The sequence below is a fragment of the Alkalihalobacillus phoenicis genome, from assembly GCF_047302405.1.
Taxonomy (GTDB): domain Bacteria; phylum Bacillota; class Bacilli; order Bacillales; family Bacillaceae_D; genus Alkalihalobacillus.
Window position 1 is genome coordinate 1,886,621 of sequence record NZ_CP154853.1, and the last position, 26,186, is coordinate 1,912,806.

The window sequence follows — 26,186 nt, forward strand, 5'->3', positions numbered from 1 at the left end:
TCAACTCCTATAACAGGATTTCGTTACATGAAGCGTCGCCTCGGTTGATAATAGAACGTCCTCGAGTGTAAATGGGTCGATTATTTCTTTTAAAAGTAACCCTTGGGCTGTGACTTCGATAACCGCCCTTTCAGTCATAATCATATGAACACATTGTTTAGCCGTTAAAGGCAACGTGCAGTTTTGGACGATTTTTGCTTTTCCATCTTTATTCGTATGGCTCATTAAGACAATTACTTTTTTCGCTTTTTGAGCAAGTTCAATCGCTCCACCAATTCCAGGAACCATTTTTTTAGGAACAATCCAATTAGCTAAATCCCCTTGTTCACTCACTTCAAGGGCTCCTAAAATCGCTAAATCAATTTGTCCCGCACGAATCATCGCAAAAGCAGTCGCACTATCAAAATACGAGGCACCCTTTGTAAGCGTTACGGGGATACCTCCTGCATTACAAATCATCGGATCTTCTTTTCCTACATCAGGTTTGACACCCATCCCTAAAAGACCGTTCTCAGCCTGAAGAAAAACAAACTTCTCTTTTTTAATAAAATTGGCAACGAGCGAAGGAATCCCGATGCCAAGATTGACGACCATACCCGTCTCAATTTCTTGCTCAGCTCGTTTAGCCATCGTTTCTTTTTCTCTTATTCCCAAGCCCATTTCCAATCGACCCCTTTGCTTTGAATCAAATAATCAACAAAAAGACCTGGCGTAATAATTTCTTCAGGGTTTAGCTCACCAATTTCGACAATTTCTTCTACTTCCACGATTGTTGTCGTTGCAGCCATGGCCATGAGCGGTGCTGTATTTCTTGCGGTTGCTTCATATATTAAATTACCAAAACGATCGGCTTTTTTCGCAAAGATAAGAGCAAGATCCGCCTTTAACGCCGGTTCAATATAATAGCTTTTCCCTTGCCACTCCACTTCCTCCTTCGTTAAATTTAATGCTTCCGCATACGTAATATCACTTAAAATCGCCGGAACTCCCACCCCACCAGCTCGGATGCGCTCCATTAATATTCCTTGAGGACAGAATTCCACTTCTAGTTCACCAGAAATCATCTTTTTTCCAGCTATAGGATTCGAGCCAATGTGTGAGGTAATCAGTTTTTTTATTTTCTTATTAGCAATCACAGGACCGATTCCGATCGTCGGAAAGGCAGCATCATTACCGATTAAAGTGACATGATCTAGACTCACTTCTAACAATTCTTTCACTAATAAAGGAGGGTTGCCAATGCCGCCGAAACCACTATACATGATCGTTAATTCACCATTAAAAAACGAACGTATCGAATGGAGCGTCGTTTCTTTATCCACCCCCGTCAGCCTCCTTAAATATAAAGCGAAGCCTGTTCGTTCAGAAGCGAGAAAATTAAGGAGCAACGCTAAGTTCGCGACGTCCTGTCGCAACGCCTTGTACCCACGTCCTGTGGGCAAGGGGCGGCTTTTGAAGACGCTCTTTGTCTTCATAAAGACGAACCGATTTTTCTCGAGCTTCTAACAGGCGTAGCTAGATTACTTTTAATTCCGCCTCTAAACGAGTAAATGAGCTTTGTAATTTAGCGAGAAGTACATGCATTTCTGCGTACGTAATCGTGTAAGGAGGGGCGATTAAAAAAGCATCGCCCCGTACTCCGTCTCCTGCACTTGCTGGATATAACAATAAGCCTTCATGTTCTGCAATCTCGATCAGCTTTTCGACGACTTTCCTTTCGCGTGGAAACATTTCTTTTTTTCGCTTTGATAGAACAAGTTCCACCCCAATTAACAGGCCTAAACCTCGTATATCGCCAATCATCTTATACCTTTCCGCTAAATATTTGAGTTGTTTTTTTAAATATATTCCTTTCTTTTTTACTTTTTCAGTCAAATTCGCGTCCTCATTATATTGCAATACGGCTAAAGCGGTTGCACAGGCAAATGGATTCGCACTATGCGTGTGTCCACTCATGATCAATTTCGAATTCATTCGAATCGTTTCATATATTTTTTGATGAATGGACGTGGCTGCAATCGTGGCATAACCAGCAGCAAGACCTTTACCTAATGTAACGATATCAGGTTGAATACGCCAATGTTCACACGCTAAAAAGGTTCCTGTCCGTCCAGCACCGGTCATCACTTCATCTGCTATAAATAAAATATCGTTCTTTTGACAAATCTCACTTATTTTTTCGTAATACCCTTTCGGTGGTGTAATAGCGGCTCCGGCAGCTCCAACGATCGGTTCGGCAATAAAAGCGGCAATTTGCTCGGCACCAATTCGGTTAATTGCGGTCTCCAGTTCTGTTGCACATTTGAGTTGACAAGTTGGATAGCTCATTTGATACGGACAACGATAACAATATGGTGCTTCGATTTGGGGGTATTTTTCAAGCAAAGGGACAAATCTCTCTCTTCTTTTAATATGTCCTGACATCGATAGAGCTCCGAGTGTAATGCCATGATAACTAAACCATCTTGATAAAATAAACGTTTTGCTTGGCCGCTTTTGATCTTGCCAATATTGTATGGCGATTTTTAAAGCGGTCTCGGTGGCCTCTGAACCACTATTGACAAAAAACGTATAATAATCTATCTCTTGACTGATTTTTTCATTCAGCTTAATCGCTAACTTTTCGGCAGGTTCTGTTGTAAATTGGGAACGATAAACAAAACTAACCTTTTTGGCTTGTTCAAGCATCGCCTTGCGGATAGTTGATACACCATGACCTAATGAAGCCGTCACGGCTCCAGACGAAGCATCCAAGTATGATTTCCCGTTTTGATCGTATAAAAAAACACCCCGCCCATGAGAAATTTGTTGATAGTTTTTATCAAAATCAGGCTTAATTAAAAAGGACTCACTCATAACACTCATTCACCCCCTCATGAAACTGGTAGTACCCTACGAAACAAAATTAAAAACGGAAATAATTTCGTTTTAATAATCGAGGAATTTCCATTAGTTCTGTAAAGGTAATTTGATTAGGGACGAGATCAGTATTAATTAATAATAATTGGTCTTCAATTTTTTCGACCGTTTCATCAAGTTGATAAAGCATCGAACAGGCTCCGCATTGTACGCTCGGTGTTTGTTGAATTTCGATCGCTCGTAATCCGCTTGGAAGCTCCCAATAAACAGGTGCCTTTATTTCCTCTGCTGCCTTTTTTTCACACCAGACACATTTAATCATCTTTTGACTCCTTTTTTGCGGCCTTTTTTTGCTCTGCTTGATACTTTTTCTCTTTCAATTTCTCTCGGAGATCTCGTTTATCTTTTAAAGACGAATGGTTCGGATCCGTAACAAATCGTTCTCTTCTTTGCATACGTTCCAAGGAGTCCGGCGTCATACTCGTCTTTTGATCTGATAAAAGCTCAAGCACTCCTGATTTCTTCTGCTCTTGTTCGGTCATTGGATAAATATCGTTAAAGTAATCATCGGCGCGACCAGCCACATAATGTTCTGGTTCAGGATAGGAGGTGATCACCCCTTCAAAGTTACGAAGGACGACTTTATCCGGACTTTGTGAAAGAAGGTAATTCGGTTGAAGTGTGATTTTCCCGCCACCACCAGGACTATCTACAACAAAGCTCGGCACAGCATAGCCCGAAGTATGTCCTCTTAAGCCTTCAATAATTTCTAAACCTTTTGAAATCGGGGCGCGGAAATGACCGATTCCTTCAGACAAGTCACATTGGTAAATATAATAAGGACGAACTCTCATTTTAACTAAGTCATGCATGAGCTTTTTCATAATGCGGACGCTATCATTAATGCCAGCTAAAATCACAGCTTGATTTCCTACAGGAACACCCGCATTGACTAATTTTTCACAGGCTTCCTTTGCTTCCTCTGTGATTTCAATTGACGTATTAAAATGAGTATTTAACCAGACAGGATGGTATTTTTTTAAAATATTACAAAGATTATCAGTGATTCTTTGTGGGAACACGACTGGTGCTCTTGTGCCGATTCGAATAATTTCCACGTGGTCAATTTCACGTAAATTTTTCAAAATATACTCCAAAATTGTATCATTTATTAATAAGCCATCTCCTCCAGAAATTAAAACGTCACGAACTGCTGGAGTCTCCCGAATATAGTTAATTGCTTCATCTAATTGTTTTTTCGGCACTCCCATTCCAATTTGACCAGAAAACCTTCTGCGCGTACAGTAGCGACAATACATCGAGCATTGATTGGTCACAAGAAATAAAACACGGTCGGGATAACGATGGGTTAAACCAGGAACAGGGGAATCTTCATCTTCTTCTAAAGGATCTTCTAAATCATATTTAGTTTTATGAAGCTCTGAATCGATTGGGACTGATTGTTGACGAATCGGACAGGTTGGATCTGTTGGGTTCATTAATGATGCGTAGTATGGAGTAATATTCAGTGGGATCGTTTTAGTGGCGATTTTAACCCCTGCTTCTTCTTCAGGCGTTAAATCAATGACTTTTTTTAAATCATCGAGCGTACGAATTGTATGAGTTAATTGCCAAAGCCAATCATTCCATTCGGCCTCAGTCACACCTTTCCATAATTCAATCTCTTTCCAATGTCTTTCTGGTTGATAAACAAATGATTTCATAATCATATTCCTCCTTTATCTCTATAACCAGATACATTGCAATATCTATGCCAAAATAAAATAAAGGAGGAATAACCGCAGAAAGCGGCTCTTCCTATTACTCTCGTTAATTTTAGTGCCAACTTTTGAGCAGTTTAGTCAGTAAACTGCCTAAAAATGAGCTTTTTTAATGCTGATTTTTCACCCAAACATTTAGATTCTCATAGGCCCCTTCCATAAAACAATTATTCGTTAGCCTTCCTTGATATTGGTAACCTAATTGATGGAGAGCGGAATTCATACCAAAAGAGTTTGCTCGTGCAATTGAATAAGTCGATAAGATTCGGTTTGAATATAACTCCCTTTCAATTAATTTAATTAAATGTTTGATTAAACCGTATTGACGATGCGTTGGATCCGTAGCACAATCGGTCATTTCAGCATTATGAAACACAGCATTAACATCGGCTGAAGCCGCACAAACAATTTCAGCTTCAAAAGTAGCAAGGTAAAAAATCGCCCCACCTGACATCAATTTTTGCAAATAAGCAGGTTCACTAATCGGAACGGGGTAGCTAGAAAAAATACGATCATAAAAGCGAGCTAATGGTTCAATGTCCTTTTGATTCGCCCGTCGTAGTTGATAACCAGATGGCAAATCTTTATTGCCTTTTTGAATTGGTTTATTCAGTACGCCTTGCATAATTTGGTCTTCTGCGATCCAATCGCCACAATTTTTGCGTTCATTCGTAAAAAAGCGGCACATTGCATAATTGTCGACCCCATTAAAATACCCTTTAAAAACCGCCTCCAATTCAAATCCTAATGGCAATAAACGATGCCACTGTGTTGGCTTCGCATAAATTATTAATTTCGTGAATGGTTTTTCTTGTCTCATTTGTTCAAGTTCAGTGAGAAGCTTTTTTGGATCGCCACGAAATTCATCGACCCGGATTCGTTCATTGGCTCGATCAATATAAAGCTCCGCTTGAAAACATTCATTATGAACCTTTTCTTTTGTTGCAATGCTAATCATTCGGTTTTCCCCCTTTTTTCCGTTCGTCATTGGATTGATATTTTTTCAATTTGTACTGAAGTGTTTGTCGAGGAATACCTAAGTGATTGGCAGCCTGCTTAATATTTCCCCCAGTCGCCTTTAAAGCATCCTTAATATAACTCATTTCCTCCTTCACCAATTTATCCTTGAGTGTTTGGGAACTTTTCTTTTCTACTGATATTGAGCTGATTTTCTTTTGAAGATGGTGTGGTAGATGATGAAGGCTAATTGTATCTTCCTCTGACATCGTTAACGCATATTCAATCACATGTCGGAGTTCTCTTATATTGCCTGGCCAGTCATAAGCTTGCAGTAAGTGAACCGTATTTGCATCCAATTTAGCTGTCGGACGATTGGCTTTTTTCAAAAAATAATCGACTAATATGGGAATATCTTCATTTCTTTCCTTTAAAGTCGGTAATTCAATTAAAAATAAGGAAAGACGGTAATATAAATCTTGCCTTAATAACCCTAACTCGACACATTCTAGAGGGTGTTGATTCATAGCCACAATGATTCTCACATCAATTCGATAGCTTTCTGTTCCACCGACTCTTCGAATAAAACCATCTTCAATCGTCCTTAAAATCTTCGCTTGAAAGTCTAATGGCATCGATTGGATTTCATCTAAAAAAAGAGTACCCTTATGAGCTAATTCAAATAGACCTTTTCTATCGACCGCCCCTGTAAAGCTACCTTTGGTTGTACCAAATAACAAACTTTCTAGTAAACTACTCGGTAAAGAAGCACAGTTTTGAACGATAAAACGTTCATTTTTTCGCTTCGATTGTCTGTGTAATGCTTGCACAAAAAGCTCTTTACCTGTTCCAGTTTCACCGTAAACAATGATCGGATGATTGGTTTCAGCCGCTTTTTTCCCTATATGCATCTGAGCTATCATGGTCGGATCATCGGTCATAATATCGTTCCATTCTGATAACTTAGGTTCTTTTGTTTGTTTTCTATTATCTCTTCGATTATCATCCATTTGCTGCAATTCTAAAATTTTCTCAGAAAGTTGCTTGATTTGTTTCATGTCTTTCGCTATTTCTATCGCCCCATATAACTGCTGATCAATAAATAGAGGAATCGTTGTATTAATTGTATCAATCGTAAAACCTTTATTATTCTTATAAGTTTGGGATTTTTGATAGATCGCTTTTTTCGTTTTCATCACTTTTAATAAAGTGCTGGAATCTTCCGATAACGAAGGGAAAACGTCTAATAGATGTTTTCCAAGTACTTCTTTCCTTGTTAGCCCGTCATGACTCGCTGCCACTTGATTATAATAGACCGTCACTCCATTTTGATCCACAACATGAATGGCTTCATCAATCAATTCCAATATAGTTTCAAGCATTTGTCCCCAAACATTCATTTCTTTTTTCAAGGTCAACACCTCACTAACGGTCTAATAATAGTATATGGTCTTAATGCTTTTCCTTATGAATGCTAATTCGTGTAGGTTAGAAAAGGGTTGCATTAGTTATGCATTCTCCGCGAGCGGCATACCCTACGCGTTCCGCGGGTGAGTCGGGAGCCTCCTCGCTTACGCTGCGGGGTCTCCCGTCCTTCACTAGTCCCGCAGGAGTCTCCGGGCATGCCGCTCACTCCGTTTTAATTACAAGAAAAAACAGCTGAAGCCATTATTGTTCATCTAATGAATAACCTAATAGTTTAAGATTCTTCCTAGTTAAAGTTGAGCATGAGTCTTTTTCAATGACTACCATACAAAATAGACGGAGTAGTCATATATCGACTTGCACCATCCGCCTTATTTTCAGTCTGTTCTTATCGTTGCTATCTTAATTTAATCGAAGCAATACTCGATGTGATCGTCCTAAGTAGTTCATCGCTTATATTGTCATTAGCGATGCTTATAATGACATAATGTAAATAAAGCTGGTTGTCGATTTTTTCTTCTTTTAAGAGCATATACATGTTCTCATGCTCTCGATCGGCCATCGTAAAATAATCAAAATCAGCTATTTCTGGATAGTCACCGAAGTGCAAATTAGTTAATGAAACTCGGTGATTTGATTCTGACTTTTGAATAGATTCTTCAAATGTTTGAATGATACTAGCCATTTCCATATAGTTGGACTCGATTAATTCATAAGCATAACTATATCCTTCACCGTTCATAATTAGCATATTATTATCATCATTTGTAGAGACGACTGCTTCATGTGGCACAATAATAGATTCAACATTTTTGGTTAAATCATTACCTGAACCGGGTCCTTCGGTTGTGTCCTGTGAAATAAGTCTTGCCTCAACTCGATATTCCATTTCATCATAAACATAAATCAGCTCTGAATCCAATTGATTTAAATAAAGTTGTTCCGAAGAATATGCGATGGACTCTTGTTCTCCCGCTGGATACATTGGATGCTCTTCTACACTATTAACACAAGCTGTTAGCGTAACAAGAACTATCATTCCTCCAATGAGGTTACCTCGTTTTTGCATGATGATTTACCCCCAAAAAATTCAAACACAATTACATATGTTTCAATCAAACTAAAAGACATTTATTATTCTAACAAATTAATCGATGCCTGTCTTAAAAAGAAGTCGTTTTTGCAAAAGTTGTTTTTAAGAAATGTGCTCCTAACGTATAAAGCAAGGAAGTCTATAAAAGCCTGTTGCAAGAGAGCAACCAACTAGTGCAAAAAATAAAATCACCTTCAGAAGCCAAATTTTCACTTCTTAAAGGTGATTGATCTGTTTTTTTGAAATTTACTCTACCACAGGTTTTGCATAAATAATATAACGGTCTGGTGCACTACCCACAAAATTAAAGGGGTAGCAGGTTGACAATGTCAGAACTTCATCAGGGGCCATCGAACGAATGACAGTCGTATCGTCTGCCGGAACAATTTCAGATTCATACATTTCATACACAAACTTACCATATGGCATTTCTACGATAAATTGATCACCGATCTCAAGTTCACCAAAGCCACGAAAAACAGAATCCCGATGTCCTGATAACAAAATTTGGTCATTTTGCCCAGGTAATTTCGTCGTTTTATAATGACCAACACCTCGTTCTAACTCTTCCTCTTCTGTTCCAGAAATAATCGGCAAGTCCTTTTCTAGTTTTGGAATCGTTAATAATCCAATCACATCACCATCATTGATTTCCATTAATTCCGCACTAGAGATAGGGTTTTCAACATCCCGCTCCATAGCTAATACTTCGTTTGCTTCAGCAAGGGATTGTTTTTGTTTTTGACTCGATTGGAAGATTTCATATCCTCCATAAATAAGAAAAGCCAAACCTACGATCATAATCAAACTAGCAATGACCCTCATCCTAAATCCTCCCATATGTAACTGTAATCTCTTCTATCTTTATTATTAAATCACTCCATACATTTGGATAACTAGTAAATAAATTGTATCATAATTTTGAACAAAATTCTGAAAAAATATACATTTTAAACGTTTTATAGAAATAACTCAACTTTCGCATCGAGAAAACCCGTTCAATATGCCTGCCCTCCGGCGGTCGCTCCCAAAACCATACTCCGCGTCCTGCGGGAACCTGGCGAGTCTCCGTATGGTTTTGTCCGCTAAGTGTCGTGGAGAGGCTTGATGATAGGGCCATTCTCAATCAGCTATTTCTAACGCAGAAGGACCTTCTTCTTCCCTTTGTTGGTTATGGAACTAAATAGGTCGTTGCCACCTATTTTTTTCCTAAGTCTGCCGTCATGAAAAGACAGGATTCCAATCGAAACAAGCTCGATCATCTAGCAAACGTACAGAGCATCCACACGGATTTGTTTACAACTGTAACGGAATGAGTCATGGAAGGAGAAAAAATCATTCTCAAGCTAATGTCCTTTGAAGTCATGACTGTTTTTTTATTCAATGAGAAAACCGAACCTAGATTCGATTCCAGTATCTAGCGGACAAACAGACACGGAGACTCCCGCCGGAATAAACCGTCCAATGAGACCCCGCAAGCGTGAAACGCTGAGGAGGCTCATGAGGTTCCGGCAGGACGCGGAGTGTCTGTTTGGGAGCGACCGCCGGAGGGCATGAAACAAGTAGAGCATAAATCACTCCCATGTCTGGTGTCTGTTTGGTAGCACACGCCGAGGCGCTTCATTTTAGTGAACAGTTTCCTTCAACAGCCTACGAAGAGATGTGTTCAGACTGTCAACGATTGAACCGTTCATGTAAAGTCAATTTGAGTATTATATCGCCCTAAAGTCAATCTCTATCAACGGTTAAGGGTTAATTATACGCTGCGAAAGTTGAGGAAATAACTATGTTTATAAAAAAATCCCTAGATGACCTCTACAAGCATCTAGGGATTTATGTTAATTATTAAGACGTAACTTTAGTCGGTAACACTTCTTCAATGATTGGCCATAAGTCTTGGTACTCTTTGTCCGTTAACCAGATCTGAATCGTTCCTGAATCCGTCGCCGTACGAATTAAGCGGCCGACACCTTGACGAAGACGTAAAAGCATATATGGTAAATCAACCTCTGAAAAAGGGTTACTTGTATGATTTCGTTTCGCATCAAATACAGGGTCCTTAGGTGGAAATGGTAAGGAAGACATGAGCACTTGCGAAAGGGAATCACCTGGTATATCAAGCCCTTCCCACAAATGATAGGAGCAAAGCACGGTTTCTTTTTCCGTTTGGAATTGCTCAACTATCACACTAATTTCTTTTTCGCCTTCATATAATAAAGTGAATGGCCAATTCTCTTTGTTTGCCCAAGCTTTAAAATGGTTCATTTCTTCTTTACTTGCAAATAGAATTAATGATTGGCCCCCATTATCTAATAAAGCTTGTTTCATTTCTTGCCACTTCGTCTCCTCTGTACATGCCTTTTTCACTTCAATATTCATTTTTTCATCATAATCAAAAGGCGAGTCCACAGCAAAAGATTCATAGCTTTCAATTCCTAAACTTTGAGCAATAAAAGAAAAGTCTTTATTCCTTGATAATGTAGCGGATGAAAACACGATCGGAATGTTTGCTTGAAACACTTCTTCTTTTAAAATCGATTCTACTAATCTTGGCATAATAACAAATGTTCGCTCATGCTCCGATTGCTCTAACCAAAAGATTCCATGGTCTTCTTTAAGTAAAATCGATAGACCGTATGAAAGAAACTCTAAATATTCCTCAATCATTTTGACATGATAGTCATCGATTGTGAACAATTCAGAATCAAATACAAGCTGATCTAACAATTGTTCCACGTAACTATTCATTTTCGCGGCTAGTTGCAACATTTCTTTTGAACGTGGTACATAAGCCCGAATCGATCCCTCATGATGAATCGCTGATTGCTGCAATTCATCAAACCACTCATCATGAATCAGTAAAATTTCTTCAATTAAAAGCAAGGATTCTTCACGGACATTTTGTTGCATATAACCTGTTAGCACTTTCGTTAATGTCTGTGAATGAAAACGATACGTTAGCCCTTTTTGGGCGGCAAATTCAAGGAGATGACCTTCATCAAAAATTAAGCAACTCGCTTCAGGTAACAACGGTAATTGACCTTCACGCTTTCTAGATTCCTTTGTCCAAACATGTTCCATATAAAAATCTTGAGAACAAATAATCAAGTCAGCAGATTTTTTATAAAAGTCTCGATTTAACGTTTGTCCACAACGATGGCGCAGATCACAGGTCGAACATTGTTGCAACGGATCCCAAGCAATTTCTGCCCATTTTTCATTCGATAACCATGGGTACTCCTTACGATCGCCGTAGCGTGTAAAACGCTCAAGCGATTGGGTATGCTGGTAAACAAAAGAGGGAATTTGTTCGTGCACACGATTAATATCCTCGTCATCTGTTCTTGTTACAACACTCTCCAACTTACTCACACAAACGTATTGATCACGTGCTTTAGCAAGTCTTGCATCCATTTTTAAACCAAGGACCTTTTCTAACTTGGCAATATCGCCATTCGGTTTAACAAGTTGTTCAATTAATGTTTCATCCGCACAGGCAATAATGGCTGGTTTCCTCGTATAACGGGCATAACAGAGCGCATATAAAAGATAGACTATTGTTTTACCCGTACCGACACCAGCTTCCGCAAAAATCGTCTTCTTATTTTTAAAAGCTTGTTCCAATTGGAAAGCCATAAAAATTTGCTCATCTCGAAGCTCAAAACCTTTTTCCGGTAAGACATCATAAAAGACATCACCGATATAATCTCCCAATTTATCAAAAAACTGCTCATTTTTTGCTACATTAAATGGTAATTGTGTTTTCATGTATAACTCCTTCAACCTTTTTATCCATAACTAGCTTATTATACATGAAACGAGAAAAAGCCGATAGTGAAAGATTTTATTCCCTTTTATGCCGTGTTGTATGTTCAGCACTTTGGTTAAACTTCAATAATCCTGAATGGACGACATCAATCTCCACACTAATGTCTCCTAATAATTGTGCTTGTAGTGGAAAATTTTCTTTTAAAGGTTCCCATTCGCGATAGTGATGTACATACGTTTCAAATTCTAGACCATACAAATCAATTTCTTTTTCTACACCGGTCAGAAAAGTATCTCTCACTTGTTTTTTCACAATCTTTTCGGCTATTTTTTGCACCTCATGGTCTTCCATTTCCTTTAATAGCTCTAACAATTGTGCTTCAAGTTTAATATCCAAATGATAGACAGGCTGACCTGCTACCAATTCCATCTTTTTTTTAACCTTTATTCCCTCAATAGTTAACACACCAATCTCTTCTCCATTAACTTCTAAAAAAATAGGATATCGTTCTGTTTCCTCACTTACCCAATGTAACCCTTGATAATCCCTCAAGGGCAAAAAACCTTTATAGTCGTTATCTTTGACAAAGTAGATTCCGTCATACTCCATTTTCTCCGTTAACTCTTCATTTTTTTTCCACTGTGTTGAATTGATTGTTAAGGATGGAAGTTGGACTGTTTTCGCTGGTTCTGTCAATTCAATGACAACATCCTTTAGTCGTGTTGATAATGCAAAGGTTCTTTGCTCTAAAATTTCATGTGGTTTATGTAACAAGGTTAACAAGGTTGAAAGATTAAAAAAGGCAGGCGTTGCAAATAGTTGATCGATCGGCTCATTTGTAGCAAAAGCCCACTGAGATAGCCTTGTTTCTGAGAAGCGTGTATAACCATCAATGACTTCTTCTATTCCAGATTCTAATAATCGTTCTGTAAAAACAACCGTCGTTACATGGCTCCATAATGTCTTCATTTGTGCTGTTTTATACAAATTAGTTAATGACATATTAACCGACTTCCCCTCCCCTCTACCGATATAGACGACAGGATCTTGACCAGGTGGTTGCTCCTGCTTCGCTACAAAAGAAAAATCGAGCATTTGGGCATAAGAAATGTAAACCTCTCTTTCCGGATCATAATCAAGCCCCACGGCAACAACATAATTTATATCTTGAATATCAACTAAATCCCAACATCCTGTAAGGAAGAGCGTGATAAGCACAATAAAAATAAGTTTGATTTTTTTAATTTGCATCATCGTTATCAATCCTTTTGTTCCGTTAACATCTTAGAAGGCTCTATATGGGAACTTTTTGGTCTGTCCAATATCGCTGCTACCCATTCTTTTATAGTGATTGGTGCAAGCGGTTCTAAATAACCTACTCCAAATGAAGTTAAACTAGCTATATAGGTCAAAATAAAATATAAACTAATAAAAAACCCAAACATTCCTAAAAAAGATGAACAGATCAAAACGACAAGTCGAAAAATCGTAACGGTTCCGAGTAAAGATTGATTAATTAAAGTGAATTGAGCGACGGCTGAAACAGCCATGACCACAAGCAAAGTAGGAGACGTCAACCCTGCTCGAATCGCCGCATCCCCAACAATTAACCCACCAATAACAGCAATCGTTTGACCGACCGATTTTGGCAGCCGAACACCTGCTTCACGAAAGATTTCGAACATCCAAATCATTAAAAAAGCTTCCATTGGTGCGGAAAAAGGAATACCAAAACGAGAGTTCGTAATTGTCGCCAACAAATAGAGAGGAATTTGTTCCACATTATAAGCTGATAAGGCGATATAAAATCCTGGTAAAAAGATCGAAACAAAAAAACCAAAAATACGTAATAATCGTTCAAGTGCCACAAAATAAAAAGGATGGTAAAAATCTTCTGGAGATTTAATTTGTTCTGTTAAATTAGTAGGTGCAATTAACGCCATCGGAGAACCGTCAATAATAATCCCAAACCTTCCTCTCCTTAAACTTTGAGCTAAAAAATCCGCTCTCCCACCATAATTGACTAAAGGAAAAAAAGACAATCGATTATTCCCTAAATATTCTTCAAGCTGCTGACTACTTTCTAAATATTCAACTTGACATGACTGTAAACGCTCGACTACCGTATCTAATAACTTTGGACTTATTGTTTTATCTAAATAAACTAAAGATACATCCGTTTGACTTTTCGTCCCAAGAACAAACGCTCGATTTTTTAACAATGGCGTTTTTAATCGTTTTCTTAACAAAGATATATTTGTATTTAAATCTTCTGTAAACCCATCACGTGGACCCTTAATGGAAATTTCCGTTGCTGATTCTTCCGTTTCACGCTTAGCTATATCTGACATTCGTCGATAGAGTAACCATTGTTCTTGTTCAATCAATATAATTAAATTTCCATTTAATAAACGGTCAAACAACACAAGGTCTGAGTCAATTTTGTTAAACGCGAGTTCATTCATGAGTGATGTTTGAGAAAAACGTTTCTCATTTACTATTTCAGCAATGCTAGGAAAAACAAATTCATTTAATTGTTTTCTATCGATCATCGCTTCGGAGTAAATAAAGCAAATTTCTAGGTTTTCGTATTGATATGACTCAACGATAAAATCTTCTGCGTCTTTAAGTTCTTCTTTAAACTTCTTAATCGACCAATCTGATAACGATTGTCCATTAAACATCTCCTCATTCACATCTAATCTTGACTCATCCTGACTACGAGAAGATTTGATTTTGTTTAATTTCTTCACATCGACTCCCTTCCTTTCGAGCCTGTTACAAAAGTTAATAAAGTAAACAGCATAATCATACCGATATAAATAATAAAAAGAAGTGGCATATATACTTCATAAAAAGAAATAACATCCATCACAATAACGACTGGAAATGCCGTAAAACCAATCAAGATGAGTGTCATAACGAGATAAAAATAGACTAATTTCTTTACCTTAAACACATAAGCAAATATTTCCCCCATCAAATAAATCTCAAAGGCTAGCCTGACAAATGCACCTGATAACCACTGATAAATCGATAAAAAATCGACATTTGATATATAGTCACCTAATTGAACGAGTAACCATTGCTCAAACGCTGGGTATCGCATCGTTTGCGAAAAAAGCCCAAAAGCGGCAACAGATCCCATGAGTGGACCGATCGTTAAGGAGATGAGAAAAAAACTTAATAAGATTAAATGCTTCGTCTTTATACTCTGATTAGCTCTATGTTGAATAAATAGTACGGAGATTAACTCGATCGTGGAACTCAAAATATAAACCGTTGTCCAACTAATCTCCCTGATAGATGTCGTAAAAAAAGGTCTTAAAAGTTCATAATCTTTATATTGAAAGTTTGCCGTCATAACAAAATAACCAGCCAATACAACAAATGGGAGCAAAACACCCGCAACAATTCCTATCGTTCGTAACCCTTTTTTTACTAAATAAAAAACTAAACAAAGTAACACGAGTGTCGTCACAAAAATTGGCGTTTTTTTGAGGTATGTCACTTGAGTCCATTCAATCACCCCTCTTGAAGTTAAATAACTATTCATCAAAAAGATACACCAAAAGATGATCCCAACAATGCTAGCTACAAAACGGTTGGATTTTCGTTCTATCCAAACAAGAAAATGTACTTTATTTACTTTTTTTAAAAGAAACCCCACAACACAAACAATTAATATACAAATAGGCAAGGCAATCAGAACGGCCATCCATGAATCTTTTCTAGAAGTATTTAATAATAACGGAATCATCTGAACATGATTCACTAAACCAATGGAAAGAAGGAAAATGAAGATAATTTGACTAATCGTAATTTCATTTTTACTAATCATTTTCTTCCCCCAAGTGTTTATTTTTATTAACTTCCCCCAAATACGACCATTTTTATGCATTTACTTACCACAGAAGGTTAATCGTTCCACTAAGAAAAAATTTATATGTTTATAGATGAATTCGTCCCTTAAATTTATCAAATTACGGTACGAACCCAAGAAAACAAAAAAGCTCCTAAAAGTTCGAAAGAGAACTTTTAAGAGCTTTTTAACATCATCCGTTATTAAATTTTGACAATCGTTCTGCCTCTATGATTATTTGCTGTAATGGCCGTTAAGACATCGATCACTTCATCCAAACGAACTTCTGAGACGATTTTTTCTATTCTGTCGTTTTCATGTAATTTATCCGCTATAAACTGCCATACATCTAGCCGTTTTTCCATTGGGTAATTGGCTGAATCAATCCCGACAAGGTTAACGCCACGAATAATAAATGGCATCACTGTTGTTGGGATCTTCACACCACCAGTTAGCCCACTCACAGCAACCGTTCCACCGTAGCGCATTTGAGCTAATACATTCGCTAATGATTGCCCACCGACCGGATCAATGGCCGCTTGCCATTTACCGGATTGAAGTGGTTTCATTCCTTGCTGTGAAAATTCACTTCTATCCACAACCGAGCTTGCCCCTAAACTTTGTAAATAACCAGCTTCAGCAACTTTACCCGTACTAGCGACCACTTCAAACCCTAATGTATGAAGCATCATGACTGCCATACTGCCAACTCCACCCGTTGCCCCGGTGACTAAAATAGGTCCAGCTTCTTTGGTGACCCCTTCTTCAAGCAAACGTTTTATCGACAAAGCTGCTGTAAAGCCTGCTGTGCCGTATATCATAGCCTCTCTTAAGGAAAGCCGCTCTGGCAATGGTACAATCCAATCAGCTGGAACTCGTGCATACTCAGAATAACCACCGAAATGACCAGTCCCAAGATCATAACTTGTCACAATAACCTCTTGTCCTTTTGTGAACCTTGAATCTTCTGATGCCATGACCGTACCTGCTAAATCAATACCAGGTATCATCGGATAGCTTGTGACTACTTTGTTATTTTCCAAAAGTGCCATCCCATCCTTATAATTGACACTGGAATATTGCACTTTGATGAGCACTTCTCCTACTGGCAAATCATCTATTGTTAATTCCGTAACCTTTTTATTCAATTCTTTTGTTTCTTCGTCTAATTCAATTAATAAAGCACGAAATCGATCCATTTGGCATTTCCCCTTTATCTCTTTTATTCACCAGACAACAATGGTAAAGCGATACGAACATTAATGAAAATGGATAATGATAACACGAACGCAATTCCTTACGCGTAATCTTCTATCGTTGGCCCAAATAAACCTGGTACCGTTAAGCCAGCTTGTCTCAACAATACGGTCATTTGACCACGATGGTGGACTTGATGCATAACGATCGTAAACAAAAGATGACCAATGCTCATTTTTTGACCATACATATCAACTTCTTGTAAAAAACTTTCATCATTCCAGTTTGTCTCAACATACTCTAATACATCATTAGTTACTCGTTGATAAGAAGATAAGAACTCCTCTACATCATTTGGATTATCATCTTGCTGCTTTTCGAATGTAAAAGGTATACCCGCAAGTTGTCCTAATCCAGAAATAGAGACGACTAAGTGCCAACCTAGCCATGAAAGTGAATTATGCCCATCAACAATCGCTTGCGAAAGTTTCTCATTTGTGAGAGCGGCGAACACTTCATTTGTTTTTTCCGCTTCCATTTTCCAACTTACTAAAAAATCTTCCTTTGATTTATACGCCATTTCATTACGTCCCCCTATTTCAAATCTCTTTTTAAGTATAACGAATTCATATCCTTTCGTACAAAAAAACGCCTCCATTCATATTGAAATAAAGGCGTCTGCTGATTATTTTAAATTTGAAAGCTCTTTTAGAAAATGGTCATATTCTGAAACTGGAAGCTTCACGGCTTCTTGCTCTATCGTTTCGATTAATAATTCCTTATTTTTATAAAAAGGCTCTTTGTCCACGGTATAATAATATTTAATAACCTCTTGTTCTTTAAAGAACGCCTTTCCAAGCTTCAATAATTTTGTAACGGGTAACCCTGATACCGACACCGTTTCGTTACTTGCTTTTGGCGTAATCTCCTCTTCTTTTGATAGAATTTCTACTTGATTCGTTCCAAGTTGTTCATTTAAACGCTTTGCCACTTTGTTACGGATTCGCTTTTTTTTCGAACGAATCACCCTAGAAATTTCAATATTTTCTTTTTTGTTTACTAAAACTTTTCCCATAAAAATAAAGACTCCTTATTCAAATATAAATTAATGATACACACGTACCCTCTACAATCGTTTAGTGTAACAATGATAGACCATTTTGACCATGTCATTAATTCCCATTTCTTATTTCCTCAAACTGATAAGGCTTCGTTGTAGTCCCAATCCGTTCAATCGACACATCTAACTGATATTCAACCGATAATTTCGATAACTGTTCTTGCCAACTTTGTTTATTTTCCTCCCAATAAGATGGTTGCTGTCTTTTTAACAGATCCCCTAACCCTAAAAAATCCGATTGATAATGTTCAACAGCCGCAAAAGTTTGGGCTAACGTATGACGGAGTTCGTTTATCATTAACTGTTCATATTTTTTTATCGACTCCCGATTAGTTGGATCAATACGACATGAGGTTTCTTTTAATTCAGCTGAAAGCGATATATGAACAAAAAATACAGGCTTCCCGCTGACAATTTTACTTTTTACATCTGCTTTTGCACTCGTCACTTCAGTCGTAAAATTCCGGTTGTCCTCTTGACAATCGATCGGTCCCACAGTAGAGATCACATCTGCATTTAAATAATTTACCCCTTTGCTTTCCTGTTCATTTAACCAACCAATTAAACGGTCTTGCTGAAAAACACTAAACGGCGTCAGTTGTAAATCTTCATATTGATTCACATTTTTAACATTTGATTCAGAATCACCCTCAGACTTCCCACTCTTATATAAGGTTACCCCTGTTAAAACAGGCTCCATTCCGTCCGATAAAATCGTGTTAATTAACTCATCAATTTTTACACCACGTGTCGGAGCCCAAATTCTTTCTGAGAGGATCATAGACGTATACATTTTATTAGCTGGAATTTTTTCAAGTGGAGTTAAAACACTTATGATCTCTTCAGCTCGATAATCTTTAGCAATGACAAGATAAAAGTCAGGACGCAATTCATTGTAACGGGTAAAAAAATCAAGTATATTGCTAATTCCGTTTACGGCTAGTTCCTCTCCAATAATGACCATTCTCGTATGAGCAATATAAATTTCTCGTGAAACGATCGTACTCATTTTTTTTATCGCCTCTAAAATGGAATTGGCTTTTATCGAATAAACATAAACTGGAATTTGATTAGAAGAAGCAATTTGAGCAATTTCAGATGGATTCAAAATTTGTACTGAAATGATGTACTCATCTTCAATTAAGTCTATTCCTATCGCGGTCACAATCCCAATTTCATTTAATTCGGTTTTGCTCCAACAACCTGATAATAGACAAATCAAACATAAAATAACGAGTGTTTCTCTTCCTTTCCTCATTCCAAATTGGCTCCTTTTGGTGGTGCAGGCTTTTTCGTATTCGCACGGTTTTGATTTTTTTCCGTTATATATAATGAGCGTTCCTTAAGGGACCATAATGGAAAGCGAAATAAGGCATCTTTTTGATTCTTCAATATAAATGGAGCAAATGGTGTCATATATGGAACACCAAAAGAACGCAAACTCGTTAAATGAAGAACTAAAGCAATTAACCCTAAAATAATGCCATATAACCCCAAAACTCCAGCTAAAATAATAAATAAAAAACGTAAAAGCCGCACAGAGATTGCCATATTAAAAGAAGGAGAGACAAAGTTGCTTATAGCTGTAAGGGATACGACAATGACCATGGCCGATGAAACTATACCGGCTTCAACTGCTGTTTGCCCCAGAACTAGCCCTCCGACAATTGATATCGCCGAACCAACCGCACGAGGCAGTCGCACACCCGCTTCCCGTAAAATTTCAAAAGTAATCTCCATCAAAAACACTTCTATAATGGCTGGAAAAGGGACGCCTTCACGCTGAGCTGCCAAACTTATTAACAACGGTGTTGGCAGCATTTCTTGATGATACGTAGTGACGGCAATAAACGTTGCCGGAACGAGCAAGGAGAGAAAAAAAGAAAAATAACGTAAAAAGCGTAAAGCAATGCTTATGTCGACCCGTTGGTAATAATCCTCATTTGTTTCAAAAAAGTTAACAAATAAAGCTGGTAAAATAAGAACAAAAGGCGAGCCATCAACAATGACGACAATTTTACCATCTAAAATAGCAGAAGAAGCCGCATCAGGTCTTTCGGTGTTTAATAACGTTGGAAAAGGAGAATAAGTAGCATCTTGAATATATTCTTCTAACTGCCCTCCCTCGAGTAAACCATCAATATCCACTTTTTTAATCCGACTTCGTAATTCATCGACCATCGAATCTTTGACAACGGATTTTAAATAGATAACAGCAAGTTCCGTTTTCGTTTTCCTGCCAACATTTAGGGTTTCAACCCATAAGTCTGGTGATTTGATCCGTCTTCTAATAAGCGACTTATTGACATTAATGCCTTCCGTAAAACCATCCTTAGGACCTCGTACTAGCGTTTGCGATGTTGGCTCTTCTACCCCTCTGCCTTCTTTTTGTTCAGCACTAATAACTAAACAATGAGCAATCCCATCAACAAAAATGATTAAATCACCTGTTAGTAAAAAATCAAACATATCTTCTATATAATCAAGCTGTGTCAAATCATGTATCGGCATCGCATAATGGCGTAAATATTGGAAAAGTTTATAATGAGAAGGATATTCCTCCTTTCCTAAATAGCTTTTAACATCCTTCAAAATGACATTGCTAATAAATTGTTCAATGAATGTTTGATCACTTAGGTCTGAAACATAACCAACCGCAATCACAAACTGATCTTCTTCTTGAATAGTAAAGGTTCGAAACAAGATATCTTCACTAAATCCTGTTTTTTCCTTAATATAACGTTCGTTTTTATGTAGATCTTTAAAAATAGAAAGCGGGGTGGTTTTTTCGTTAATTGGCGTTTCTTTTTTTGAAATTGGATAGGAACGATTTTTTTTCCAAATTGATGTTAATCTATGCATCCTTTTCCCTCTTTTCGTTCTATGAAGAAACCGTCTCTTGGTCTTGTTGTTTTTGCCTTGAACCATTCATTCTTGATTTAATCCAGTGAATCATTAACAAGAGAAAGGGAATGCCTACCATGTTAACGGGAAGAGCATATCGTATCCAATAAGTGGTTCGATACAAATATTCATCTGTAAGGTAATTGTTCGGAATGAGCGATAAAATCGTTACAACGAGGACAAAAAAGAAAGCGATCAGAGAACGATTTTTTAGACGAAAGGCATCCTTCATCACATGACTAAAACAATACGTATACAAGGTCATTTTAAAATAAACACTCATCAACCAAACAACGATCGCCAAAGCATCTAACCTTTGTAAAATATTAAAAAGAGAGATTTTTCGAACCATCGTAAAATAAGGAAAAATTTGATTAACCGCAAATGGAACCCCTAAAACGGCAACAACCATAAAAGTAACAAGTGTTAATCCAAGAGCTGTAATGATAATGGCTCCCATAAATGCTCCTTGGCTCATTTTAATATCTTTTATAAAAGCGGTTAAGGCAATAATAATCACAGACTCCCCTAATAACGCAACAGGTGTTAAAGCCCCTTCTAATAAAGGCTTTATTTGAATGTTTACAAAGCTGGGCTGTACATGAGCCACCTCGACATTTTGAATATTAAAAACGATTGTGACAATGATACTTAATAAAACAAGCGGCCCAAATATCGTCGCACTACGGGAAAGTACTTCAATGCCAAGATGCACGCCATAAAAAATTAACACGCTTAAACAAGAAATAATGACAATGAGTGGCGTTTTATACAAAATATATTCATAAATTAATTCACTAGCCATTCGCAAAATAATCGCCGTCACACTCGTCCACATAATTAAATAATTTAGAATGACGAGTTTTGCTAACCATTTTCCAAGAAGCGACTCACAAAGTTGAACAAATGTTTTCCCTTGATAAGCTCTTGCTAATAAGGTTGCTTGATAGGTAATTAGAGTAGCCGCAACGCCAGCGATCAAGACGGAGAGCCATGCGTAGTTTCCTGCATATTGAATGGCAGGTTGAATTGTGATTAAGACCGTCATGCCGATTGACATAAGCGTTAATACCCAAAATAATTCATAGCTCGAAATTTTGTACAACCTATCCCCTCCAAAATTTCACTCATTTTAACGGTAGTGTAACCAACCAAATTTATCCTATTCAATCTCAACTAGCATAGAAACTTAAACCACTCATCACAATACCAATTGCAGCACAAAAAAAAGGGGCTGAACCCTCAAAGGTCATTTTCATGATCTTTGGGACAGCCCCTTCTTTTTCATATGATAATTTAATTGGAAACTGTTTCATCTAATGAATTCACTTGGATCGTCCAATTAAAAGAATCTGCTTTTTTACCGGTTTGAATGCCTGTTAACGTATCATATAATCGTTTGGATACATTCCCAGTTTCCCCACCGTTAATTTTCATTTTTTGGTCACGCCAAATGAGTTCTCCGATTGGTGAAATGACAGCCGCTGTTCCAGTACCAAACGCTTCTTCCAATAAACCTTGATTGTATGCTTCTAACAGCTCATCCATAGAAATTCTCTTTTCAATAACCGGCATATCCCATGATTGTAATAATTCAATCATTGATTTACGGGTAATCCCTTCTAAAATACTTCCGTTTAGAGCTGGGGTGACAATCTCTCCGTTAATTTTAAAGAAAACATTCATACTGCCAACTTCTTCAATGTATTTTTTCTCAACACCATCTAACCAAAGCACTTGAGAAAAACCTTGTTTTGTCGCCGCGTTTTGGGCATTATAAGCAGCGGAATAATTGCCAGCTGTTTTCGCTGTTCCTGTTCCTCCTTTTACAGCACGTGTGAAGTTTTCTTCCACATAAATTCGGACAGGATTAATACCTTCTGGATAATAAGCTGCTACAGGTGATAAGATGATCATAAATGTATAACAGGCTGAAGGATGCACACTTAAATTGTTCTCAGTCGCAATAATAAACGGACGAATATAAAGAGATGTGCCTTCCCCTTTTGGAACCCATTCTTTTTCTAAAGCAATGAGCTGTTTTAAATAATATAATACTTCTTCTTCATCAACATGCGGAATGCTAAGACGCTCACTTGATTGATTTAAGCGTTGGAAGTTTTGGTCAGGCCTAAAAAGTAAGATCTGATCATCCTCGGTGCGATATGCTTTTAACCCTTCAAAAACGGTTTGTCCATAATGAAAAATCATCGCTGCTGGATCCAATGTGACAGGCTGATAAGGAATGATTTTTGGATCATGCCAACCTTTATTAACTGTATAGTTCATTTTAAACATATGATCAGTAAAAACAGAACCGAATTTCACTTTGTTCACATCTGGCTTTTCCTTTGGATGCATTGTACGGATGATTTGTAATTTCTCTCCACTCAATTTCTTCATCTCCTTTTGACCACTAATCACATTTTAAAAGTTCATTCTGAAGATTTCAAGAATAAAAATGTTTCACGTTACACTCAAAACGAAAGACATATTACTGCTAAATTGTCAAAGAAAACCGTAAGAATATTGTTACTACAAGAAAGAAAGCGTTTCAATCTTTTTGGTTTTTTCTGAAATTCATTCTAAAATTTTTTTATTTTCTTTGTTATAGTTTATTTAGTTCCACATAAAGAAAGACTACTTGATTTGACTCAAGCAGCCCCGCACTTTAATTATAATCAATGTTATATTGTTCTCTTAATAAATTAACCCATGGTCCATACTCTGCTTGGAACTTTTCATTAAAAAGTATATCTTCAATCTCATCTTGATGCTCTTCGAATATGGCTTCTTTAGCTTCATTTTTCCCGGTTACTTTTATAATATGAAAACCATGTTCCGATTCAACCGGTTCACTAATTTGATCCACCTCTAGTTCAAAAGCAGCTTCTTCAAAGGGTTCGACCATCTCACCTTTTGAAAAGTAACCTAATTGACCCCCCTCTTCTTTACTAGCTTCATCTGTTGAATATTCAGCGGCTAGCGTTGAAAAATCTTCTCCTTCTGCTAGTTTTTCTTTCACTTCATTAGCTGTGTTTTCATCTTCTACTAAAATATGACTTGCTTCAACTTGTTCTTCTTGATTAAATTGTTCATTATTTTCTTCAAAATACGTTTCTCTCTCTTCTTCTGTCACTTCTATAATTGGACTCATTAACTTTTTGGTTAACAGGTAATAATGTACATCCTTTTCTAACTCTTCAATGCTCATTCCATTTTGACTAAGCATGGCCCCAAAAGCCTCTTCTCCGTTGTACATCTCATAATAATTTTCCATTTCAGCTGCCATTTCATCTTCAGACACAGTGATTCCTTGCTCTTTTGCCTCTAATTCAATCATTTTATCGGTAATTAATGTTTCTAAAGCTGTGGCCCCATGTTGTGCCATCACCAATTGTTCAACTTGATTTTGTTCTATCTTTTCACCGTTTACTGTTGCTAGCACATTTGTTGAATTGGATACGTATACCCCTAACGCAATGGCTCCAACTAAAACAATGGCACTACTAATTATCACTATCGTTTTTTTCATTTATCATTCCTACTTTCTTATAAGGATGTATTGGCTGTTAATGTTAAATTTACTTTGATTAGCTCTCCATTTCGATAAAGGCTAATTTCAACATTTTGACCAAGCTCAAGATCTCGATATAAAACTTTTCGTAAATCATTGGCATTTTTTACTTCTTTCTCATCAATAGAGGTGACAATATCACCAGTACGTAAACCCGCTCGCTCAGCGGCTGACTGCGGCTCAACTGTTGTAATGACTACACCCTCTGTCAATTCTTCTGGTAGCTCTCCTAAGTACCCTTGAGGAATCTCATTTAAATTCGCTAACCCTACGCCTAAATAAGGTCGACTAATTTCTCCTTTTTCAATAATTTCTTCCACTAAAGGAATCAAATCATTACTTGGAATCGCAAAACCAAGACCTTCAATCCCATTTTGAGCGATTTTTAAACTATTAATCCCAATCACTTCTCCCCTGGTATTAATTAAAGCACCACCACTATTTCCTGGATTAATAGCGGCATCCGTTTGAAGAACATCTAAATCCCATTCTCCTACTGATGTTGTGACTGGAATGGTACGATTGACCGCTGAAATAATACCTTGAGTAACGGTTCTGGATAAATCAAGGCCAAGAGGGTTTCCAATCGCCAGTACTTGCTCCCCAGGGCGAAGTGCATCTGAATCACCAAACGTTATGACAGAATCAACGGATTGTGAATCAATGGCTAAGACAGCTATATCTGTCAAAGCATCTGAGCCAACTACTTGGGCTTGAACTGAATCACCTGATGGCAACGATACTTCTATTTCGTCGGCTCCTTCGATGACATGATGGTTGGTAATCACAAAAGCTTTATCGCCTTCTTTTTTGAAAATGACACCTGATCCTGTCCCTGCTTCAACGGCTTCTTGTTCATTTCCTTGCTGATTTTGAAAAAAACCTCCATAACCTTGCTGACTTTGTAGATTAACAACTCCTACTATAGACTCTGATGCCTCTTCAATCATATCCATTAAATCCGCCGTTCCTGTCGATATATTTTGCACAGGAAGTGAATTCTCTTCATTACTCGACTGTTCATTTACAGTTACTTCTTCATTAAGAGCAAGTGACATTTGATTGGCGACGATATTTTCATAATAGCCTGTTTGAGGTATAACCATTAATGTAATCGCCGAGCCAAGTACACCCGCACTTACCGTCTTAATAAAAGAACGTCCTTTCTTTTTATTATTTGCTCTACTTTCCTTTTTAGAAACTTGTTCTTGTTCAGTCTCCATACACTCACCACCTACAACTTTATTGTCTAAGCTTTGATACTACTGTAAAACAGGAATAAGTCAGTTAGATGTCAAAAGTGGCGACAGTTATCAAAAATTGTGGGAAGTGGATACAGTCGAGACATTGTAACTCTATTGGACAGAGGCTGTTGTTTTTTACATAATTAGCCCGACCAAATCTCTGGGGCCACTAAAAACGGTCTACTCGTTAAAATAGGGTTACATGAGTTAACTATACTCCGCCAGCTCCATACCCTACGCGTTCTGAGGGTGAACCGGGTATTACACAGACTCCGTTTTGTTTAAAGCTTTAATTAGCACTTTAATAAATAACTCAACTTTCACAGAGTATGATTGACTCTTAACCGTTGATAGAGATTGATTTTAGGGCGATACAATAATCAAATTAACTTTACATG

General features: G+C 37.5%; 22 protein-coding genes. All 22 read right to left on the reverse strand.

The genetic code is table 11. The annotated features are described in order from the left end of the window. Entirely contained in the window at nt 1-660 is a 660-nt protein-coding gene (locus AA0017_RS08930) for a 3-oxoacid CoA-transferase subunit B (RefSeq protein WP_413381065.1), read from the reverse strand. Continuing rightward, on the reverse strand, nt 645-1,322 hold the full coding sequence (locus AA0017_RS08935; protein WP_413381067.1) for a 3-oxoacid CoA-transferase subunit A: 678 nt from the start codon (nt 1,320-1,322) through the stop codon (nt 645-647). The genes AA0017_RS08930 and AA0017_RS08935 overlap by 16 nt, the downstream gene beginning before the upstream one ends. Nucleotides 1,323-1,515: 193 nt before the next feature. Beyond that, nucleotides 1,516-2,856 carry an aspartate aminotransferase family protein gene (locus tag AA0017_RS08940; RefSeq protein ID WP_413382504.1) on the reverse strand — a complete coding sequence of 447 codons (1,341 nt, stop codon included), beginning with the start codon at nt 2,854-2,856 and terminating at the stop codon, nt 1,516-1,518. A gap of 49 nt (nt 2,857-2,905) precedes the next feature. Next, a complete protein-coding gene (locus AA0017_RS08945; protein ID WP_413382508.1) occupies nt 2,906-3,178 on the reverse strand; it encodes a YokU family protein in 273 nt (90 codons plus the stop codon). Continuing rightward, on the reverse strand, nt 3,174-4,583 hold the full coding sequence (gene ablA / locus AA0017_RS08950; RefSeq protein ID WP_413381069.1) for a lysine 2,3-aminomutase: 1,410 nt from the start codon (nt 4,581-4,583) through the stop codon (nt 3,174-3,176). Before ablA ends, AA0017_RS08945 begins: the two co-directional genes overlap by 5 nt. Nucleotides 4,584-4,749: 166 nt before the next feature. Then, entirely contained in the window at nt 4,750-5,598 is an 849-nt protein-coding gene (ablB, locus tag AA0017_RS08955) for a putative beta-lysine N-acetyltransferase (RefSeq protein WP_413381071.1), read from the reverse strand. After that, nucleotides 5,591-6,997 (reverse strand): sigma-54 interaction domain-containing protein, encoded by a 1,407-nt coding sequence (locus tag AA0017_RS08960; RefSeq protein WP_413382511.1) that lies wholly within the window; start codon nt 6,995-6,997, stop codon nt 5,591-5,593. The genes ablB and AA0017_RS08960 overlap by 8 nt, the downstream gene beginning before the upstream one ends. Before the next feature lie 422 nt (nt 6,998-7,419). After that, on the reverse strand, nt 7,420-8,091 hold the full coding sequence (locus AA0017_RS08965) for a hypothetical protein (protein ID WP_413381073.1): 672 nt from the start codon (nt 8,089-8,091) through the stop codon (nt 7,420-7,422). A gap of 270 nt (nt 8,092-8,361) precedes the next feature. Further along, a complete protein-coding gene (locus tag AA0017_RS08970; RefSeq protein ID WP_413381075.1) occupies nt 8,362-8,940 on the reverse strand; it encodes a class D sortase in 579 nt (192 codons plus the stop codon). Between the two features lie 1,020 nt (nt 8,941-9,960). After that, nucleotides 9,961-11,883 carry an ATP-dependent DNA helicase gene (locus AA0017_RS08975; protein ID WP_413381077.1) on the reverse strand — a complete coding sequence of 641 codons (1,923 nt, stop codon included), beginning with the start codon at nt 11,881-11,883 and terminating at the stop codon, nt 9,961-9,963. A gap of 76 nt (nt 11,884-11,959) precedes the next feature. Then, a complete protein-coding gene (locus tag AA0017_RS08980) occupies nt 11,960-13,138 on the reverse strand; it encodes a Ger(x)C family spore germination protein (protein ID WP_413381079.1) in 1,179 nt (392 codons plus the stop codon). Nucleotides 13,139-13,143: 5 nt separating this feature from the next. Further along, nucleotides 13,144-14,637, reverse strand: coding sequence for a spore germination protein (locus tag AA0017_RS08985; protein ID WP_413381081.1), 1,494 nt, complete (start codon nt 14,635-14,637; stop codon nt 13,144-13,146). Beyond that, nucleotides 14,634-15,725 carry an endospore germination permease gene (locus AA0017_RS08990; protein ID WP_413381083.1) on the reverse strand — a complete coding sequence of 364 codons (1,092 nt, stop codon included), beginning with the start codon at nt 15,723-15,725 and terminating at the stop codon, nt 14,634-14,636. Before AA0017_RS08990 ends, AA0017_RS08985 begins: the two co-directional genes overlap by 4 nt. Before the next feature lie 224 nt (nt 15,726-15,949). Continuing rightward, nucleotides 15,950-16,945: an oxidoreductase gene (locus AA0017_RS08995; protein WP_413381085.1), complete on the reverse strand. Its 996-nt coding sequence runs from the start codon at nt 16,943-16,945 to the stop codon at nt 15,950-15,952. A 98-nt stretch (nt 16,946-17,043) separates the two neighbouring features. Continuing rightward, the gene (locus tag AA0017_RS09000; protein ID WP_413381087.1) at nt 17,044-17,523 is read right to left on the reverse strand and encodes a DinB family protein; all 480 of its coding nucleotides are present in this window, start codon (nt 17,521-17,523) and stop codon (nt 17,044-17,046) included. Nucleotides 17,524-17,628: 105 nt separating this feature from the next. Further along, nucleotides 17,629-18,018, reverse strand: coding sequence for a hypothetical protein (locus AA0017_RS09005; RefSeq protein ID WP_413381089.1), 390 nt, complete (start codon nt 18,016-18,018; stop codon nt 17,629-17,631). Nucleotides 18,019-18,115: 97 nt separating this feature from the next. After that, nucleotides 18,116-19,321: a Ger(x)C family spore germination protein gene (locus AA0017_RS09010; RefSeq protein WP_413381091.1), complete on the reverse strand. Its 1,206-nt coding sequence runs from the start codon at nt 19,319-19,321 to the stop codon at nt 18,116-18,118. Then, nucleotides 19,318-20,925 (reverse strand): spore germination protein, encoded by a 1,608-nt coding sequence (locus AA0017_RS09015; RefSeq protein ID WP_413381092.1) that lies wholly within the window; start codon nt 20,923-20,925, stop codon nt 19,318-19,320. The genes AA0017_RS09010 and AA0017_RS09015 overlap by 4 nt, the downstream gene beginning before the upstream one ends. Before the next feature lie 19 nt (nt 20,926-20,944). Next, nucleotides 20,945-22,072, reverse strand: coding sequence for a GerAB/ArcD/ProY family transporter (locus AA0017_RS09020; RefSeq protein WP_413381094.1), 1,128 nt, complete (start codon nt 22,070-22,072; stop codon nt 20,945-20,947). 191 nt (nt 22,073-22,263) lie between these two features. After that, the gene (locus AA0017_RS09025) at nt 22,264-23,361 is read right to left on the reverse strand and encodes a branched-chain amino acid aminotransferase (protein WP_413381096.1); all 1,098 of its coding nucleotides are present in this window, start codon (nt 23,359-23,361) and stop codon (nt 22,264-22,266) included. A gap of 277 nt (nt 23,362-23,638) precedes the next feature. Further along, entirely contained in the window at nt 23,639-24,502 is an 864-nt protein-coding gene (locus AA0017_RS09030; protein WP_413381098.1) for a peptidylprolyl isomerase, read from the reverse strand. A 17-nt stretch (nt 24,503-24,519) separates the two neighbouring features. Next, nucleotides 24,520-25,767 (reverse strand): S1C family serine protease, encoded by a 1,248-nt coding sequence (locus AA0017_RS09035; protein ID WP_413381100.1) that lies wholly within the window; start codon nt 25,765-25,767, stop codon nt 24,520-24,522. Nucleotides 25,768-26,186 lie beyond the last annotated feature (419 nt).